Below are 18,103 nucleotides of genomic sequence, written 5' to 3'. Positions count from 1 at the left end.
CCGCAGCGCAAGACCGTATCACCTGGACACTCAATACCCAGCCTCGCGTATGCGTGTCTTTTTCTGGCGGTAAAGATTCTGGTTTAATGCTCCATCTGACCGCGGAACTGGCGAGAAAACTCAATAAAAAAATTTATATTTTATTCATCGATTGGGAAGCGCAGTTTACCTACACCATCGACTATGTCCAGTCTCTACGGAAACAATATGCCGACGTCACTGAAGCGTTTTACTGGGTAGCGCTGCCATTAACAACGCAAAATTCTCTTTCCCAATATCAACCAGAATGGCAATGTTGGGAACCGGGTATTGAATGGGTGCGTCAGCCACCAGAAGACGCAATAATCGATCCTGAATTTTTCTCGTTTTATCAACCCGGAATGACCTTCGAACAATTCGTGCGTGAATTTGCCGATTGGTTTTCGCAAAAACGTCCGGCAGCGATGATGATCGGCATCCGCGCTGATGAGTCCTATAACCGTTTTGTCGCCATCGCCAGTTTAAATAAACAGCGTTTTGCCGACGATAAGCCCTGGACTACTGCTGCGCCAGGCGGACACAGTTGGTACGTTTACCCCATCTACGACTGGAAAGTGGCCGATATCTGGACCTGGTATGCGAAGACCTCCTGCGAATGTAATGCCTTGTATAACTTAATGTATCAGGCAGGCGTCCCTCTGCGGCATATGCGAATTTGCGAACCGTTTGGCCCGGAGCAACGACAAGGTTTATGGCTGTATCACGTTATCGAACCTGAACGTTGGGGGGCTATGTGCACACGGGTCAGCGGCGTTAAAAGCGGAGGGGTCTACGCCGGTCACGACAATAAATTCTACGGCCACAGGAAGATCCTCAAACCAGAACACCTGGACTGGCAAGATTATGCACTGTTGCTGCTCAGCAGCATGCCTGAGAAAACGGCTGAACATTACCGTAATAAAATTGCCGTTTATTTGCATTGGTATCAGAAAAAAGGCATCGAAATTCCGCAGACCCAACAAGGGGATACAGGCTCAAAAGATATCCCCTCCTGGCGACGGATATGCAAGGTGTTGCTCAATAATGATTACTGGTGTCGGGCATTATCTTTTAGTCCAACAAAAGCGAAAAATTATCAGCGTTATAACGAACGGATAAAAGGAAAACGTCAGGAATGGGGAATACTATGCAACAACGATTAACGCAGGATTTAACCCAATTTCTCGCCAGCTTACCGGAAGAAGCTCGCATTAAAGCCATTAATGAGATCCGAATGGCGATTCATAAAGTTAGCCCTTTCCGGGAAGAACCGGTTGATTGTGTTCTATGAGTTAAAAATACCCAACTTGTTCCGAATGATTACAACCCAAATAACGTAGCGCCGCCTGAGAAACGGCTGCTGCAAAAATCCATTGAAATTGACGGGTTTACGCAGCCCATTGTGGTAACTAACACCCATGCCAATGCACTTGAAATTGTTGATGGTTTTCACCGCCATGAAATTGGCAAAAGCGCTTCAACATTGACATTACGCTTAAAAGGCTATCTACCTGTAACCTGCCTGGAGGGCGATCGTCATGAACGTATTGCCGCAACTATTCGCCATAACCGCGCCCGTGGTCGCCATCAAATCACAGCAATGTCAGAGATCGTTCGCGAACTGAGCCAGTTGGGGTGGGATGATAATAAAATCAGCAAAGAATTGGGTATGGATAGCGATGAAGTGTTGCGTCTGAAGCAAATCAACGGCCTGCACAAATTGTTCGCCGACCGTCAATATTCCCGCGCCTGGACCGTCAAATAACTACAACCGACGCAGACGATCAGCCGCCGCCAGCAACGTCGACTCCTTCTTGGCAAAACAGAGACGAATCAGTTTATGTGGGAAGGGATCGGCGCAAAACACCGATAGCGGAATCGCCGCCACGCCATGCTCCCGCGTCAGCCACTGGCAAAACTCAACATCATCCATTGTAGAAACGGCGCTGTAATCTACCAGTAAAAAGTAAGTACCTTCGCAGGGTAAAATCTCCAGCCTGCTTTCGCTTAAGGCGTTCACCAGAATATCGCGCTTCTGGCGATAAAATTCAGGTAACGCAAGATAATGTTCTGGTTCTGCGCGTAGCATATCGGCAAGTGCCAGTTGCGCCGGGGTATTCACCGAAAAGGTCAAATACTGATGCACTTTTTGGATCTCAGCGCTGATGGGGGCTGGCGCAACGCAATAACCCACTTTCCAGCCGGTCATATGATAGGTCTTGCCAAACGATGACACCGCCACCGCCCGCTCACGCAGCTGCGGATGTGCCAGCACGCTGGCATGGCCCTGTTGTGAAAAGTTGATGTGCTCGTAGACTTCGTCGCTAATGACAAAAATCTCGTGCCCGGCAATTGCCTGCCACAAAGCGGCGAAATCAGCCTGCTGCCAGACCGTGGCGCTGGGATTATGCGGCGTATTGAGGATCACCAGCCGGGTGCGCTCGCTCAGTAGCTCAGCAAATTCTTGCCAGTCAACACGAAAATGCAGCGGTTGTAGCGCAATGCGTTTCACTATTCCCCCCGATAGAGCAATAGCTGGCGCGTAACTGTCATAGCTGGGATCAAAACAAATCACTTCGTCGCCATTGCGCACCAATGCGGTTATCGCCGCGTATAACGCCTCCGTCGCCCCTGCCGTTACGGTGATATCGCTGTCGGCATCCGGTTGATAGCCATACAGCCGTTCCGTTTTCTGAGCAATTGCCTCGCGTAATACCTGCACGCCAGTCATGGGCGCGTACTGGTTTGCGCCCTGAGAAACATGGTACGCCAGCCGTTCCTGCAAATAGCGCGGACCATCAAAATCGGGAAAGCCTTGTGACAGGTTAATCGCCTGGCACTGCTGCGCCAGCGCGCTCATCTGGGTGAAAATAGTGGTGCCAAGTTGTGGAAGTTTGCTTTGTGGAATCAGAGGGTTATTTGTCATTTTTATTGTGCCTGACGAAGTTGTGTGTTGAAGGCACTATAACACGATGCTAGTATTTGGCAATCAAGACGTTTGGATGTCTAAATAAAACAATAAGGACAACACAACATGCCTCACAATCCTATCCGCGTGGTCGTCGGCCCGGCTAACTACTTTTCTCATCCCGGAAGTCTGAATCGCCTGCATGATTTTTTCACCAATGAACAGCTTTCTCGCGCGGTGTGGATCTACGGCGAGCGCGCCATTGCTGCGGCGCAAGCCAAACTGCCGCCTGCATTTGAACAGCCAGGGGCAAAGCATATTTTGTTTCGCGGTCATTGCAGCGAAAGCAATGTGCAACTGCTGGCAGCAGAGTCCGGTGACGATCGCAGCGTAGTGATTGGCGTCGGCGGCGGCGCACTGCTCGACACCGCGAAAGCCCTCGCCCGTCGTCTCGGTCTGCCGTTTGTTGCCGTTCCGACGATCGCCGCGACCTGCGCCGCCTGGACACCGCTCTCTGTCTGGTATAACGATGCCGGACAGGCGCTGCATTATGAGATTTTCGACGACGCCAATTTTATGCTGCTGGTGGAACCGGAGATTATCCTCAAAGCACCGCAAGAATATCTGTTGGCGGGGATTGGTGACACACTGGCGAAATGGTATGAAGCGGTGGTGCTGGCCCCGCAACCAGATAACTTGCCGCTAACCGTGCGGCTGGGGATCAATAACGCGCAGACCATTCGCGACGTTTTGTTAAATAGTAGCGAGCAGGCGCTTGCCGATCAGCAAAATCAGCAACTAACACAATCATTTTGCGATGTGGTGGATGCGATTATCGCCGGAGGCGGAATGGTCGGTGGTCTGGGCGATCGTTTTACGCGAGTGGCGGCGGCCCATGCCGTGCATAACGGTCTGACAGTACTGCCGCAAACTGAGAAATTTCTCCACGGCACCAAAGTCGCTTACGGAATTCTGGTGCAAAGCGCCTTGCTGGGTCAGGATGATGTGCTGGCGCAATTAACCGGGGCGTATCAGCGTTTTCATCTGCCGACTACGCTGGCGGAGCTGGAAGTGGATATCAATAATCAGGCGGAGATCGACAAAGTGATTGCCCACACCTTGCGTCCGGTGGAATCCATTCATTATCTACCCGTCACGCTGACACCTGATACGTTGCGTGCTGCGTTAGAAAAAGTGGAATCGTTTAAAGCCTGACATGCAGATTTAACAGCAGCGCGCGCCGCCTTTTCCACCGTAGCGCGCGTCCTGCCGCTCACGGAAAAACTCCTCGTAGGTCATCGGTGTTTGATCAGGATGGTTAACCCGCATATGTTCAACATAGTTGTCGTAATCAGGCATACCAATCATCAGCTTCGCCGCCTGACCTAAATATTTTCCGGCTTTTGCCAGTGAATCAAACATCAATACCTCCGGTAATCAGGTTGCTGAGAGAGTGCCGGATGCGGCGTAACCGCCTTATCCGGCCTGGAAATGCTAAGCGTGAGGGGAACACACTCGGCACATTCCCCCCTCACACTGACTTTAGTGCGCGCCTTTTGCCTGCGCCACGATCTCCTCGACATTTTCCGGCATCGGCTCATACGGCGTTTCTTTCGCCGTCGGCTTCGACTCTTTTAATGCCGCCAGTGCCGTCTTAATCGAGAACAGCGCCAGAACCACCACAACCACCATAAAGAAGATGGTCAACCCGGCATCGAGACGGTTGTTGAACACCAGTTGTGCCAGTTGTGATTCGGTGTACTGCGACGGAATATTGCCGCTGTCGATCATTGCCTGGAACTTGTTAGCAATCGCCAGGAAGCCGACTTTCGCATCCGGGCTAAACGCTTTCTGCCAGCCTGCGGTCAGGGTACAAATCAGCAGCCAGGCCGTTGGCACCAGCGCTACCCAGGCGTAACGTTGACGTTTCATCTTGAACAACACCACGGCACAAAGCATCAGCGCCATACCCGCCAGCATCTGGTTGGCAATACCAAACAGCGGCCACAGAGTGTTAATACCGCCCAGCGGATCGACCACGCCCTGATGCAAGAAGTAGCCCCACGCCAGTACGCACAGCGCCGTTGCCAACAGGTTAGCTGGCAGTGAGTCGGTCCGTTTCAGACCCGGAGAAACCACGCCCAGCAGATCCTGCAACATAAAGCGCGCAGCACGCGTACCGGCATCTACCGCCGTCAAAATAAACAGTGCTTCAAACAGAATGGCGAAGTGATACCAGAACGCCACATCCATCATACCGCCCAGCGCACCGTGCAGAATGTAGGCCATCCCCACCGCCAGCGTCGGCGCACCGCCCGCACGGGAAATGATCGACTGTTCACCCACTTCGCTGGCAATCTGGCTTAACGTATCCGGGGTAATCGCAAAGCCCCAGCTACTCACCACCTGCGCAGCAGAAGCTACCACATCCGCCGTACCCGCCGGAGCCAACACCGCCATCGGGCTGTTCATGGCGAAATACACGCCCGGATCGATGATACAGGCGGAAACCAGCGCCATAATCGCCACGAAGGATTCCATTAACATCCCGCCGTAGCCGATAAAGCACGCCTGCCCTTCATTCGCCAGCATCTTCGGCGTGGTGCCGGAAGAGATCAGCGCATGGAAACCAGATACCGCACCACAGGCGATAGTGATAAACAGGAACGGGAACAAATTACCTGTCCATACCGGGCCAGTGCCATCGACAAATTTGGTCAACGCAGGCATGGTCAGCGTCGGGCGCATAATCAAAATGCCTACAGCCAGACCGACGATAGTCCCGATTTTCAGGAAGGTAGAGAGGTAGTCACGCGGAGCCAGCAGCAACCACACGGGTAACACCGCCGCCACAAAACCGTAGCCCACCAGCATCCAGGTCAACTGCACGCCGGTAAAGTCAAAGTACGGCGCCCAGGTCGGGCTTTCCGCCACCCAGCCGCCAGAGATAATAGCGAAAATCAGGAACACCAGACCGATGACCGATACTTCGCCAATGCGACCCGGACGCAGATAGCGCAGGTAGATCCCCATAAACAGCGCCAGCGGAATGGTGAACGCAACAGTGTATGTTCCCCACGGGCTATGCGTCAGGGCTTTCACCACAATCATAGCCAGCACAGCAAGGATGATGACCATGATCATAAAGCAGGCTACCAGCGCAATCACCCCGGCGGTTGGCCCCATCTCTTCTTTGACCAGCTCACCCAGCGAGCGACCGTCACGGCGCGTGGAAACAAACAGCACCATGAAATCCTGTACCGCTCCGGCAAGCACCACCCCGGCAAGCAGCCAGATCATCCCCGGCAGGTAGCCCATTTGCGCCGCCAGTACCGGCCCCACCAGCGGGCCTGCTCCGGCGATAGCCGCAAAATGGTGACCGAACAGCACTTTCTTATCCGTCGGCACATAGTCCAACCCGTCGTTATGGCGCACCGCGGGCGTCATACGCGTCGGGTCAACCGCCAGCACATTTTTGGCGATATACAGACCATAAAAACGGTAAGCGATCAGATAGATACAGACCGACGCCACCACAATCCACAGCGCGTTGATCTGTTCCCCACGATTTAAAGCAATGTATCCCAGCGCAAATGCCCCCATTACAGAGAGCACTGTCCAGACGAGGTATTTCCCTGACTTGTTCATAATTGTTATCCGTGTGCGTGTCCATAGAGATGTTACATTTTGTTTCTATAACACCTTTGTACAATTTAACAACACGGCAACTATACAAATCGGAACTGAAACCAATATTTAACTTAACAATGTTAACTCGATCACTCCGTTAACCGAGTTTTACAGCAATATCATTCAACTTTGTCGGGTTCATCCCAATACCGCCGTTCCCAGTCGACAGGTGCAACAACGCCGCCCCTGTTCATCGAAAACGACGATTTCCCAACTCTGGTTTTGCCGCCCAAGATGCAGCGGCTGGCAGACGCCGCGCACCTTGCCCTCAGACACCGGACGATGATGTGTGGCGTTAAGTTCCGTGCCTACCACGCATTGCCCGTCGCGAGTCATCATAAATCCGGCCATCGATCCCAGCGTTTCCGCCAGCGCCGCCGACGCTCCGCCATGCAACAGACCAAACGGCTGATGAGTACGCATATCAACCGGCATTTCAGCCTCCAGCACATCATCGCCCAGACGGGTATACACAATTCCCAGATGCGCCACCATTGTGTTATCGCTGGTGGCGTTCAGCTCATCGAGTGTTAAATGGCGTTTCCAGATCACCGTTATGCTCCCAACGTCGAGCCGCCATCCACCACGATATCCTGTAGGGTGATATGGCTGGCGAGATCAGAGGCGAGGAACAAAATCGTATTGGCAATCTCCTGTGGGCGGGCAATTTTCCCCAGCGGAATGCCGAGTTTAAACTGCTCACCAAAGCCGCGAATACGCTGCTCTTCAGCGTCATCGCTCACCCATAGCATGCGTTGCATATCGGTGTCGGTGGAGCCCGGCGAAACCACATTACAGCGCACGCCGCTACCTGCCAGTTCCAGCCCGACGCTCAGCGCCAGGCTTTTCAGCGCCGCTTTTGACGCACCGTAAGCACTCATACCAATACGCGGCGTGTGTGCGGCATCGGACGCTACGGTGACAATCGCCCCGCCCCGCTGACGGCGAAACTGGTTCATGGTTTGCTGGAACAGGTTAAATGCGCCGCCGACGTTGACCGCAAAAGTCTGCTGCCAGTCCTCTTTGCTCAGTTGGTCTGTCGCGCCCATGCGCAAAATTCCCGCCGCATTGACCAGCACGTCCAGTCGCTCCGTTTCAGCTAACAGTCGCTGACATACCTGCGCCACCTGCACAGCATCGGCAACATCCATCACTTCGGTCGCAAAGGGATATTGCTCCTGAGCGAACGCTTGATCAAAACCTGTAACTTTCGCTCCTGCCTCAACAAACGCCAGCGCCGTAGCGTAACCGATACCTTTACCTGCGCCGGTTACCCAGACATTTTTGCCGCTGAAATCCATTATTTCACCTCGCGGGAGAGCAGTTTCCACCAGGCGTCAATGGTCGGATTTTTCGCCAGCATGACAAAATCGATATCGCCGTGCACTTTGCGCCAACGTGCCGCCAGTGACATCATACGCACCGAATCCAGACCGTAGTCGATAAGGTTGTCGTCATCGAACGGTTCATCAGACTCGTCCAGCAACGGCAGGATCACCTCACGCAGCGCCTCTTTGCTGGCGGGGATAGGTGCTGGCAAGAGTTCTTCAGTCATCACCACCCGGCCAGAACGTCCGGCCACATATTTCAGCGACATCAAATGCTCGTCACGGCTGAAATCGGCCAGCGCATCCGCCACCATAAACGGTTTAATATCGCGCATAAATGCGTCGGTTGCGGTGGTCATGCAGCCAATATGTGCATATACCCCGGTAATAATTAGTTGGTTACGCCCACTCTCTTTGAGCATTTGCTCCAGCGGAGAGCGATGAAACGCGCTGTAGCGCCACTTCACCAGCACCGTATCATCGGCGTCTGGCGTCAGGCGCTCCACCACTTTTTGCTGTTCTGGCGAACGAGTCAGGCCCGGCCCCCACATATCATTCAGTAATGCCCGATCTTCATCACTCTGTTCTTTCGGTTGGGCGGTGTAATAAACCGGAATATTGCTCTGTTTGCAGTAGTCACGCAGCGCGGCAATGTTAGCGATCACCTGCTCCATCATCGGGCAATTTTCGCCCCAAAAGCTGACAAAATAATCCTGCATATCATGGATTAACAACGCGGCACGTTGTGGTTCAAAGGCCCAGTCAACTTTATTCTTCGGAATATCGTGAGACTCCGGCAGTGCGTAAGCCTGTAATTTTGGAATAGCCATCGTGTTCTCTCCTTCAGGCTGGTGCGCGTGACGCCAGCCACTGACGTAATTGTTTTTTATCGACTTTCCCGACCGCCGTCAGCGGAAGTGAATCCACACACTCCACGCGATCCGGTAATTTAAATTCTGCGATACCCTGTTCACGCAGAAAGCGACGCACCTGCACTGCGCGCAGCGGTTCTTTCACCACCAGATAAGCACAGCTTTTTTCGCCCATCAGCTCGTCTTCCATGCTCACCAGTGCGGCGTAGATCACCGCCGGATGGCGCAGTAACAGGTTTTCGATCTCTTCGGCAGCGATCTTCTCGCCGCCACGGTTGATCTGATCTTTCTCACGCCCCTGCACTGTGATGTAACCGTCTGGATCAATAGAGATCAGATCGCCGGAGCAATAAAAACCGTTGGCATCAAAGGCGCTGGCATTGTGCTGTGGGCTTTTGTAATAGCCGCGAAAGGTATACGGCCCGCGCGTCATCAGGCGTCCCACCTCCCCTTGCGGCAGCGGATTTCCGTCAGCGTCAGCAACCCACACTTCGTCGTCGGGACACATCGGGTAGCCCTGGGTATGAATAATTTTCTCCGCGCTATCATCGAGACGGGTGTAATTCACCAGCCCTTCCGCCATGCCGAACACTTGCTGCAACTGGCAACCAATCTCTGTCGGAATACGCGCCGCCAGCGTGGCAGAAAGACGAGCGCCGCCGACCTGTAACAGTTTCAGCGAAGCAAGCTGCGTCCGGTTTTCACCTTCCGCCAGCGCCTGTAACCACAGGCTGACAGCCGGCGGCACCAGCGCAGTAACGTTAACCTGGTGTTTTGCAATTAGTGGAAAACAGAGCGTAGCGCTGGGATCGGCTGCCAGAACGACCGTTCCCCCAGCAAGAAAGACACCCAGCGATCCCGGTGAACTCATGGCGTAGTTGTGAGCTGCCGGGATCGCGCACAGGTAGCGTGTCTGTTGCGTGAACTGACAAATCTCGACGCTACGGCGCACGCTGTAGTAATAGTCGTTATGAGTACGCGGGATCAGCTTCGGCGTGCCAGTAGTACCGCCGGAAAGCTGGAAATAGGCCACTTCATCGGCAGGTGACGGTGTGGCAGTAAAATCCTCTGCCGGATGGTTAATCGCATCCTGCAAATTATGCTCACCGCTGTCGTTGTGCAGTTGCACCACGCGAATGGAGGAATGCTCTGCAACAAATGTATTGAGGAAATCATTCCCGCTAAACAGCGCATGTTGGCGATCGGCAATCAGCAATGCGGGTTCAATCTGGCTGGCATAGGCGTTCAGTTCACTACGCTGATGGCTGAACAACGCCAGCACTGGCGCAACGCCCAGTTTCAGCAGGGCGAAAAAGGTAATGTACAGTTCAGCAACATTACCCAACTGTACCAGCGCGGTTTCACCGGATTTAATTCCCTGACGACGTAGACGACAAGCAAGATTATTTGCCGCCTGATTCAACTGGCGGTAACTCAGCTGGCGCTCACCATCGATGACCGCGATACTGTCGCTTGCGGCATGGCGGGTCAGAATGTCGGTCAGCGGCAAATCCTGCCAGTAGCCTTTTTCCCGATAACGACGGGCAAATTCTTCCGGCCAGCGGGTAAATGGAATGCTCATCCTCGCTCCTTAATGCAGCCCAAAAACGTTCAACATGGTAGAAAGTTTGACGCCCGTTTCTCGCCACTCGCCCAGCGGCGATGACGCAGGCACAATCCCTGCTCCGGCAAACAGACGGACCCTGTTTTCCCGCAGTTTCGCGCAGCGGATGGTCACGACCCACTCGCCGTTACCTTCGCTGTCACACCAGCCGACAATGCCGCCAAACAGTTCCCGGTCGAATGGCTCCAGTTCAGCAATCACTTGAGTTGCAGCCTGATGAGGAAAACCACTCAGAGCAGGAGTCGGATGCAACAGACACGCCAGCGTCAGTGCGTTTTCTTGCGAATTCGCTTTGCCCTCAAACGGCGTTGCAAGATGCCACAACGTTGGCGTGGTAATCAGTTGTGGGAAAGATGGAACTTGTAATTCACTACTGCGTTCACGCAACACTTCTTTCATCGCCTGAGTCACCAGCTCGTGTTCATGGCGATCTTTTTCTGACGCCAGCAGACGATTACCCGCTTCGCGATCGAGAACTTCATCCGGCTGACGACGCGCGGAACCGGCTAACGGAATGGAGCTAAAACGCTCGCCGTCTTTACGTAACAGCAGTTCCGGGCTGGCTCCGAGCAGGACGCCGCCATCTGCCAACGGCACATGGAAGTTGTAACTAACCGGGTTTTGCGCAATCAACCGTTCCAGCAATACGCCGCTATCGATGGCAGCATCGGTGGTGATATCAATCAGCCGTGACAGCACCACTTTGTCGACTTGCGGCGTGGCAGTAAGCTTTGCAGCACGGGCAACCATTTGTTCAAACGTGGCTTGTTCTGGAATTGCCTGACGCTCCACCACATTCAGCGACTGACTGCGAGTAAAACGGCGCGCGGAGGTTTGTTTTTCTTTACGAGAAAAAGGCTGCCAGGACTCAGGAATATACAGCGATGAGGGTTGACGAGGATCGAAGGGAATCGCCCCAACCAGCAGCGGATTTTTGATGCCCTGCGATTTGGCATCGGCAAACAGCGCAGCGAGTTTCTGCTGGAAGGGACTGTCGGGCGAATCCCCGTTCACTGCGGGTTCATCGAAGCGGGCGAAACATCCTGACGTCGTAAAACTGCGGTACGGCGACATAAAGAAAAAGCGATTTGGCGCAAGTGTTGCCATGGTCTGCTGTACTTCCTCAGCCAGTGACGTATCCATATCATCCTCCACAAAATGATAAAGGCTTTAATAATGATTATCATTTATATTTTCGGTCGCTAACCTAAAAGCAAACGGGCACTATGTCAACTCTTGCCGCAACACAATCTGTGACTCAGGCTTGCATCTGTTTGTAGTTACAATGAAAATGAGAAGCATTAACTTCACTAATAACAGGAAGCTGACTTGTGAGACTCGCCCCGCTCTACCGTAAGACCCTTTTCTTAACAGGACTTTTGCTTTCAGGAATATCCGCAGTGCAGGCCGCCGGCTGGCCGCGTCAGGTGACTGACAGCCACGGCAGCCATACCCTAGAAAGCCAGCCACAGCGCATTGTCTCTACCAGCGTTACGCTGACAGGTTCGCTGCTGGCGATTGATGCCCCAGTGATTGCCAGCGGCGCGACCACGCCAAATAACCGCGTAGCAGATGGCCAGGGCTTTTTACGCCAGTGGAGCGAGGTGGCGAAGGAACGCAAACTGCAACGTCTCTATATCGGCGAACCGAACGCCGAAGCCGTTGCCGCGCAAATGCCGGATCTGATTTTAATCAGCGCAACCGGCGGTGATTCGGCACTGGCGTTGTACGATCAGCTTTCCACCATTGCGCCAACGTTAATCATCAATTACGACGACAAAAGCTGGCAGTCGCTGTTAACACAGCTTGGCGAAATTACCGGGCATGAGAAACAAGCAGCGGAGAGAATTGCGCAGTTTGATAAGCAACTGGCGGCGGCGAAAGAGCAAATAAAATTACCGCCGCAGCCAGTCACTGCCATTGTCTACACCGCAGCCGCACACAGCGCCAATCTCTGGACGCCGGAATCGGCACAAGGGCAAATGCTGGAACAGCTTGGCTTTACGCTGGCGAAGTTGCCCGCAGGGGTAAACGCCAGCCAAAGCCAGGGTAAACGCCATGATATTGTTCAGCTTGGCGGAGAAAATCTGGCGGCGGGATTAAACGGCGAGTCACTGTTCCTGTTCGCAGGCGATCAGAAAGACGCTGATGCCATTTATGCCAACCCGCTGCTCGCGCACCTGCCTGCAGTACAGAACAAGCAGGTTTACGCGCTGGGAACTGAGACATTCCGTCTGGATTACTACAGCGCTATGCAAGTGCTGGAACGACTTAAGACGCTGTTTTAATGATTAGCTTTCAGACGCTGCCGCTTGCGGCAGCGTCTGGCGAAAACGGCGTAACTCCACCAGCACCAGCAACAACAACACGCCGATAATCAACAAACCAAAACCGCTCGCGCTTGCGGAGGCCACCGGCGTCATCATCGCCCCCAGACCGCCCAACAACGCCGCGCCAATCGCATCGCCCGTCACATTCTGCGCCGTCCACAAACCGTTAATCCGCCCTAACATCGCCTCCGGGGTTTGCGTTTGCAGCATTGTGTATTGCAGCAACGAACTAACCGCGCTCAGCCAGCCGAACAGCGCCAGACAAACCACGCCTAAAATCCACATCGGCATCAGGCCAAACAGACCAATGGCGAGGAACGCTCCCAACGTGGAGAGCAACATCAATAACCCTGGCCGTGCACTATGCGCCAGTTTCCCGCTGGTTAACGCGCCAATAGCCGCACCAAGCGGAATTGCCGCATAGAGAAAACCAATCTGCACCGCCGACATCTGCCAGTTGTCAGCCAGCGCCGGATACAGTACCCGCACCGCACTCGCCATCGTTAACAATCCCCCCAGCAGCGCAATACCGCCTACCAGCGGGCTGGCGAGCAGAAAACGAAATCCTGCCAACAATGATTTCACCGGATGTTCGCGCGGCTGCGGTGGCGGTGGCAGTGCCGGAAGGCTTAACAACGGTAGCAAGGTAATAAACGTGCCCGCCGCCGCCAGCCCGTAGTTCCAGGCCACGCCTCCGGTCGCCAGCAATAAACCGCCAATCATGGGCGAAATCACCGACCCCAGACGCACGGTCAACATGGTGATCGCCCCGGCCTGCATTAAGTTTTCACGCCCTACCAGTGCAGGTGTCGCCGCCAGTAGCGCAGTAACGCCAAGCGATGCGAAAAAACCATCCCATAAACCGAGTAAATAGATTGCCAATAGAGATGGCTCCGGTAGCAGCGCGTTCAGGCACAGACCAATAAAACCAATGCCACAGGTGCCGCGCGCCAGCAAAATCACTTTTTTGCGCTCATAGCGATCCGCCAGCACACCGCCGACCATCAAGCCGACAAACATCGCCCCGCCGGTCAGCGTCACCGAAAGCCCCACCAGCCAGGTAGAATGCGTCATCATCTGGATCTGCACTGGCACCGCGACGCCGAGCAAACCCAGAGAAACAATAGAGATAAAACGAGCGAGGAATACTGCGCGAAACGCCGGATGCGTTTTCAACAGGCTGAGGTTAAGCAGCCAGGATTGTTTATTCATTACAATGCCTTGCCATCAAATATTTTAAATACCTATTCTTAGGCTGCACATGCTAACATATCCAAATAAGATCGATAACGATAATTAATTTCATTATCATGGAAGTTAGTATGTCTGGTTCTGTTGCCGTGACACGCGCTATTGCCGTGCCCGGATTACTGTTATTACTGATTATCGCAACGACATTAAGTCTGCTCATTGGGGCAAAATCGCTTCCCGCTTCCGTAGTGCTGGAGGCCCTCTCTGGCACCTGCCAGAGCGCCGACTGCACCATTGTGCTCGATGCCAGACTGCCGCGCACCCTTGCCGGTTTACTGGCGGGCGGCGCGCTTGGCCTTGCCGGAGCGTTAATGCAAACCCTCACCCGAAACCCACTTGCCGATCCCGGTTTGCTTGGCGTAAACGCCGGTGCCAGCTTTGCCATTGTGCTGGGCGCGGCGCTGTTTGGTTATTCTTCCGCTCAGGAACAACTGGCGATGGCCTTCGCCGGGGCGCTGGTGGCCTCGTTGATTGTCGCCTTTACCGGCAGCCAGGGCGGCGGGCAGTTAAGTCCGGTACGTTTAACTCTGGCAGGCGTGGCGCTGGCGGCGGTGCTGGAAGGACTCACCAGCGGCATCGCTCTGCTTAACCCTGACGTCTACGATCAATTGCGTTTCTGGCAAGCTGGATCGCTGGACATTCGTAATTTACACACCTTAAAAGTGGTGCTGATCCCGGTACTGATCGCCGGAGCAACCGCATTATTACTGAGCCGCGCGCTGAACAGTTTGAGCCTCGGCAGCGACACCGCGACGGCGCTGGGTAGCCGCGTGGCACGCACACAGCTGATTGGCCTGCTGGCAATAACCGTGCTTTGCGGTAGTGCGACGGCGGTGGTAGGGCCGATTGCCTTTATTGGCCTGATGATGCCGCACATGGCGCGCTGGCTGGTGGGGGCCGATCATCGCTGGTCGCTGCCCGTCACGCTGCTCGCAACCCCTGCCCTGCTGCTGTTCGCTGATATCATCGGGCGTGTGATTGTGCCCGGCGAGCTGCGCGTTTCCGTAGTCAGTGCCTTTATTGGCGCGCCGGTATTGATCTTCCTCGTGCGACGGAAAACGCGAGGTGGCGCATGATCACCGTCTCTCGCCGATTATTTATCACCTGTCTGCTGTTGATAACTGCCTGTATTGTGGCGGGCATCTGGGGATTACGCAGCGGTGCCGTCACGCTGGAAACCTCGCAGGTATTCGCCGCGTTGATGGGCGATGCGCCGCGCAGTATGACGATGGTGGTCACCGAATGGCGTTTACCGCGGGTGCTGATGGCGCTGTTGATTGGTGCGGCGCTGGGCGTCAGCGGCGCGATTTTTCAGTCGCTGATGCGTAACCCGCTCGGCAGCCCTGACGTAATGGGCTTTAACACCGGAGCGTGGAGCGGCGTGCTGGTGGCGATGGTGCTGTTTGGTCAGGACCTGACAGCGATTGCGCTGGCAGCAATGGCGGGGGGCATTGTCACCTCGCTGCTGGTCTGGCTGCTCGCCTGGCGTAACGGTATCGACACCTTTCGATTGATTATTATCGGTATCGGCGTTCGCGCCATGCTGGTGGCCTTTAATACCTGGCTGTTGCTGAAAGCATCTTTAGAAACGGCGTTAACAGCAGGTTTGTGGAATGCCGGATCGCTCAACGGCCTGACGTGGGCAAAAACCTCACCTTCTGCACCCATCATTATATTGATGCTAATTGCCGCCGCCTTACTGGTACGCCGGATGCGCTTGCTGGAGATGGGCGATGACACCGCGTGTGCGCTGGGCGTCAGCGTCGAACGTTCGCGCCTGTTAATGATGCTGGTGGCGGTGGTGCTTACCGCTGCGGCAACGGCCCTTGCCGGACCGATTTCCTTTATTGCTTTAGTCGCGCCGCACATTGCCCGACGCATTAGCGGCACCGCTCGCTGGGGGCTGACCCAGGCGGCGCTGTGCGGGGCGCTGTTACTGCTGGCAGCAGATCTCTGCGCTCAGCAACTGTTTATGCCATATCAACTTCCGGTTGGCGTTGTCACTGTCAGCCTCGGCGGTATTTACCTTATCGTCTTGTTAATTCAGGAGTCTCGCAAAAAATGACCGAATCAGTAGCCCGTTTGCGCGGCGAACAGTTAACCCTCGGATATGGCAAATATACCGTTGCGGAAAATTTAACCGTGGAAATTCCTGATGGTCACTTCACAGCAATTATCGGGCCAAATGGCTGCGGTAAATCCACATTACTGCGTACTTTAAGCCGCCTGATGACGCCTGCTCACGGGCATGTCTGGCTGGATGGCGAGCACATTCAACATTACGCCAGTAAAGAGGTCGCACGCCGGATTGGTCTGCTGGCGCAAAACGCCACCACGCCGGGGGATATCACCGTGCAGGAGCTGGTGGCGCGTGGGCGGTATCCGCATCAACCGCTGTTTACCCGCTGGCGCAAAGAAGATGAAGAGGCAGTCGCAAAAGCGATGCAGGCCACGGGAATCACTCATCTGGCGAATCAAAGCGTTGATACCCTCTCCGGTGGGCAACGCCAGCGAGCGTGGATCGCGATGGTGCTGGCCCAGGAAACAGCGATTATGCTGCTTGACGAACCTACCACCTGGCTGGATATCAGTCATCAGATTGATTTGCTGGAATTGTTAAGCGAGCTGAACCGCGAGAAAGGCTATACGCTGGCGGCTGTGCTGCACGATCTTAATCAGGCCTGTCGTTACGCCAGCCATTTGATTGCATTGCGGGAAGGGAAAATTGTTGCTCAGGGAGCGCCGAAAGAGATTGTCACTGCTGAACTGATTGAACGTATTTATGGTCTGCGCTGCATGATTATTGATGATCCGGTAGCTGGTACGCCATTAGTGGTGCCGCTCGGACGAACGGCACCGTCAACCGCGATGATTTAAACTAACCGATCTTCCATTTCCACCATGGCATCCTGTTTTCTGGATGCCATCGCGTGACGTAAAAGCACGCCGCCACAAGCAACCATACCGCCGATTAACGCAGAAAGAATCACGATAATCGCCTTACCCGGACCGTCTTTTTTCACCGGCAACGATGGGCTTAATTGATATTTAAACGGAATGAATTTAACGTCATCAACATTTGCTTTTGTTAATTGCTCAACAAGATATTGACGATTACGTAATTCACCGTTCAATTCCGCAACATCGGTGACTGACTTTTCAATTTCCAGTTTACGTCCAATACCATCAGCGCCGAGAGAAATAGAGAAATCGGGATCATCTTTTACCGCCTGACCATTGCTGTACACGGTTTTTTTTATTCCGGCAGCATTGGCTATATCCAGTGAATAATTGAGGCGCTGAATATTTGCATCAAGTTGATTTCTGGTTTTTATCCGATCCTGGGCCAGTTTCTCTTTTTCAAACTGCGTTCTGATTTCCAGTTTATTACGCACATTTTCTATCGATTCTTTCACCACAATAGCGGAAATATAGTCGATATATCCCGCTAACACTGTTTGCGCTTCCTCGGCAGTTGGTGCGGTGAAACTCAATGTCCAGGAGGTATACAGACTGGGTTCATCTTTTTTCTTACTGGCATTGTCATCGACGGCTTTCATTTTTTCGCTTAATGCGACAATAGCCCGATGCAAGTCGAGTTCATCGATGTTCGCCTCTTTTAACTGATCCATGACATAAGGAGAAGAACGAAGATACTCTTCTAACAAACTCACTGACTGAAATTTCTTAACAAAAAGATTAAATACACCGCCGCGATCGATATTTACATCAAGATCCAGGACACGCAGGTTGATGAAGGTTTTCTCCAGATCCTGCCACTGAATGGGTTCTGCGGGGGTGATGACTGCTGAGCTGGTCCATTTTTGCGGCAAAAGAAAAGAAACCAGTAAGCCTGCACAGGCAAAGGCAAAAACTACAGCAATAACCTGTTTTTTGGCGTGCCACAAAACATCGATAAGATTCAGTAAATCAATTTCATTATTACTGGGCGGCGTCAGATGATAATCGGAAAAATGAGAGTCGCTTTCCTGCTTAATATTCAGTGTTGACATGCGGTATAACCTGAAAATGAGTCCAATAGGGGTAAATCTCCACGGCGCACACTTTATCAGTTGGTGAGA

Annotated in this window: 16 protein-coding genes and 1 pseudogene; 7 read left to right on the top strand and 10 right to left on the bottom strand. The window is 53.6% G+C overall.

What is annotated here, in order from left to right; all coding sequences use genetic code 11:
- Nucleotides 1-1,181 (top strand): phosphoadenosine phosphosulfate reductase (locus tag EA14781_RS09535; RefSeq protein ID WP_042335554.1); only part of this gene is annotated, 1,181 nt, incomplete at its 5' end.
- Nucleotides 1,154-1,783: pseudogene (locus EA14781_RS09530) on the top strand (IbrB-like domain-containing protein). The gene EA14781_RS09535 and the pseudogene EA14781_RS09530, both read left to right, overlap by 28 nt.
- Here EA14781_RS09530 and ybdL read toward each other — a convergent pair.
- Nucleotides 1,784-2,944: a methionine-oxo-acid transaminase gene (ybdL, locus tag EA14781_RS09525; RefSeq protein ID WP_000183902.1), complete on the bottom strand. Its 1,161-nt coding sequence runs from the start codon at nucleotides 2,942-2,944 to the stop codon at nucleotides 1,784-1,786.
- Between the two features lie 108 nt (nucleotides 2,945-3,052).
- Here ybdL and hcxA point away from each other — a divergent pair, with 108 nt between their 5' ends.
- Complete coding sequence (gene hcxA, locus EA14781_RS09520; protein WP_001120482.1) at nucleotides 3,053-4,141, top strand: hydroxycarboxylate dehydrogenase HcxA; 1,089 nt, start codon at nucleotides 3,053-3,055, stop codon at nucleotides 4,139-4,141.
- 9 nt (nucleotides 4,142-4,150) lie between these two features.
- Here hcxA and EA14781_RS09515 read toward each other — a convergent pair whose 3' ends face one another.
- From EA14781_RS09515 to entC, 7 genes are all read right to left on the bottom strand, one after another.
- Nucleotides 4,151-4,348 carry a YbdD/YjiX family protein gene (locus EA14781_RS09515; RefSeq protein ID WP_000460431.1) on the bottom strand — a complete coding sequence of 66 codons (198 nt, stop codon included), beginning with the start codon at nucleotides 4,346-4,348 and terminating at the stop codon, nucleotides 4,151-4,153.
- 120 nt (nucleotides 4,349-4,468) lie between these two features.
- Nucleotides 4,469-6,574 (bottom strand): pyruvate/proton symporter CstA, encoded by a 2,106-nt coding sequence (gene cstA, locus EA14781_RS09510; RefSeq protein ID WP_001043154.1) that lies wholly within the window; start codon nucleotides 6,572-6,574, stop codon nucleotides 4,469-4,471.
- A gap of 180 nt (nucleotides 6,575-6,754) precedes the next feature.
- Nucleotides 6,755-7,168 (bottom strand): proofreading thioesterase EntH, encoded by a 414-nt coding sequence (gene entH / locus EA14781_RS09505; RefSeq protein ID WP_000637939.1) that lies wholly within the window; start codon nucleotides 7,166-7,168, stop codon nucleotides 6,755-6,757.
- Nucleotides 7,169-7,170: 2 nt separating this feature from the next.
- Nucleotides 7,171-7,917, bottom strand: a complete 747-nt coding sequence (gene entA, locus EA14781_RS09500) for a 2,3-dihydro-2,3-dihydroxybenzoate dehydrogenase EntA (protein ID WP_000347641.1) — start codon at nucleotides 7,915-7,917, stop codon at nucleotides 7,171-7,173.
- Nucleotides 7,917-8,774 (bottom strand): enterobactin biosynthesis bifunctional isochorismatase/aryl carrier protein EntB, encoded by an 858-nt coding sequence (entB, locus tag EA14781_RS09495; RefSeq protein ID WP_001007126.1) that lies wholly within the window; start codon nucleotides 8,772-8,774, stop codon nucleotides 7,917-7,919. Before entB ends, entA begins: the two co-directional genes overlap by 1 nt.
- Nucleotides 8,775-8,787: 13 nt before the next feature.
- Complete coding sequence (gene entE / locus EA14781_RS09490) at nucleotides 8,788-10,398, bottom strand: (2,3-dihydroxybenzoyl)adenylate synthase EntE (protein WP_000026830.1); 1,611 nt, start codon at nucleotides 10,396-10,398, stop codon at nucleotides 8,788-8,790.
- Between the two features lie 9 nt (nucleotides 10,399-10,407).
- A complete protein-coding gene (entC, locus tag EA14781_RS09485) occupies nucleotides 10,408-11,583 on the bottom strand; it encodes an isochorismate synthase EntC (protein ID WP_002430226.1) in 1,176 nt (391 codons plus the stop codon).
- A gap of 188 nt (nucleotides 11,584-11,771) precedes the next feature.
- On the opposite strand from entC, the gene fepB reads away from it, so the two are divergent.
- Nucleotides 11,772-12,728, top strand: a complete 957-nt coding sequence (gene fepB / locus EA14781_RS09480; RefSeq protein ID WP_001234294.1) for a Fe2+-enterobactin ABC transporter substrate-binding protein — start codon at nucleotides 11,772-11,774, stop codon at nucleotides 12,726-12,728.
- 3 nt (nucleotides 12,729-12,731) lie between these two features.
- On the opposite strand, the gene entS is transcribed toward fepB, so the two are convergent.
- Nucleotides 12,732-13,982 (bottom strand): enterobactin transporter EntS, encoded by a 1,251-nt coding sequence (gene entS, locus EA14781_RS09475; RefSeq protein ID WP_001041764.1) that lies wholly within the window; start codon nucleotides 13,980-13,982, stop codon nucleotides 12,732-12,734.
- A 110-nt stretch (nucleotides 13,983-14,092) separates the two neighbouring features.
- Here entS and fepD point away from each other — a divergent pair, with 110 nt between their 5' ends.
- Genes fepD through fepC form a run of 3 tightly spaced genes read left to right on the top strand, consistent with a single transcriptional unit; the run spans nucleotide 14,093 to nucleotide 16,898 of the window.
- A complete protein-coding gene (gene fepD / locus EA14781_RS09470) occupies nucleotides 14,093-15,097 on the top strand; it encodes a Fe(3+)-siderophore ABC transporter permease (RefSeq protein WP_002430228.1) in 1,005 nt (334 codons plus the stop codon).
- Complete coding sequence (gene fepG, locus EA14781_RS09465; RefSeq protein WP_000633882.1) at nucleotides 15,094-16,086, top strand: iron-enterobactin ABC transporter permease; 993 nt, start codon at nucleotides 15,094-15,096, stop codon at nucleotides 16,084-16,086. The genes fepD and fepG overlap by 4 nt, the downstream gene beginning before the upstream one ends.
- Nucleotides 16,083-16,898 carry an iron-enterobactin ABC transporter ATP-binding protein gene (gene fepC / locus EA14781_RS09460; RefSeq protein WP_000140637.1) on the top strand — a complete coding sequence of 272 codons (816 nt, stop codon included), beginning with the start codon at nucleotides 16,083-16,085 and terminating at the stop codon, nucleotides 16,896-16,898. The genes fepG and fepC overlap by 4 nt, the downstream gene beginning before the upstream one ends.
- On the opposite strand, the gene wzz(fepE) is transcribed toward fepC, so the two are convergent.
- A complete protein-coding gene (wzz(fepE), locus tag EA14781_RS09455; RefSeq protein ID WP_000105753.1) occupies nucleotides 16,895-18,034 on the bottom strand; it encodes an LPS O-antigen length regulator Wzz(fepE) in 1,140 nt (379 codons plus the stop codon). The genes fepC and wzz(fepE) overlap by 4 nt on opposite strands.
- Between the last annotated feature and the right edge of the window lie 69 nt (nucleotides 18,035-18,103).

Origin of the sequence: Escherichia albertii NBRC 107761 = DSM 17582 (assembly GCF_000759775.1) — a bacterium.
GTDB lineage: Bacteria > Pseudomonadota > Gammaproteobacteria > Enterobacterales > Enterobacteriaceae > Escherichia > Escherichia albertii.
Note: the sequence above shows the minus strand (reverse complement) of the source record. Positions and strands in the feature narration are given on the sequence as shown.

Bases quoted from the DNA above. Each gene is read 5' to 3' on its own strand.
- ybdL (WP_000183902.1), bottom strand. From the start codon at position 2,944: ATGACAAATAACCCTCTGATTCCACAAAGCAAACTTCCACAACTTGGC.
- hcxA (WP_001120482.1), top strand. From the start codon at position 3,053: ATGCCTCACAATCCTATCCGCGTGGTCGTCGGCCCGGCTAACTACTTT.
- EA14781_RS09515 (WP_000460431.1), bottom strand. From the start codon at position 4,348: ATGTTTGATTCACTGGCAAAAGCCGGAAAATATTTAGGTCAGGCGGCG.
- cstA (WP_001043154.1), bottom strand. From the start codon at position 6,574: ATGAACAAGTCAGGGAAATACCTCGTCTGGACAGTGCTCTCTGTAATG.
- entA (WP_000347641.1), bottom strand. From the start codon at position 7,917: ATGGATTTCAGCGGCAAAAATGTCTGGGTAACCGGCGCAGGTAAAGGT.
- entB (WP_001007126.1), bottom strand. From the start codon at position 8,774: ATGGCTATTCCAAAATTACAGGCTTACGCACTGCCGGAGTCTCACGAT.
- entE (WP_000026830.1), bottom strand. From the start codon at position 10,398: ATGAGCATTCCATTTACCCGCTGGCCGGAAGAATTTGCCCGTCGTTAT.
- entC (WP_002430226.1), bottom strand. From the start codon at position 11,583: ATGGATACGTCACTGGCTGAGGAAGTACAGCAGACCATGGCAACACTT.
- entS (WP_001041764.1), bottom strand. From the start codon at position 13,982: ATGAATAAACAATCCTGGCTGCTTAACCTCAGCCTGTTGAAAACGCAT.
- fepD (WP_002430228.1), top strand. From the start codon at position 14,093: ATGTCTGGTTCTGTTGCCGTGACACGCGCTATTGCCGTGCCCGGATTA.
- fepG (WP_000633882.1), top strand. From the start codon at position 15,094: ATGATCACCGTCTCTCGCCGATTATTTATCACCTGTCTGCTGTTGATA.
- fepC (WP_000140637.1), top strand. From the start codon at position 16,083: ATGACCGAATCAGTAGCCCGTTTGCGCGGCGAACAGTTAACCCTCGGA.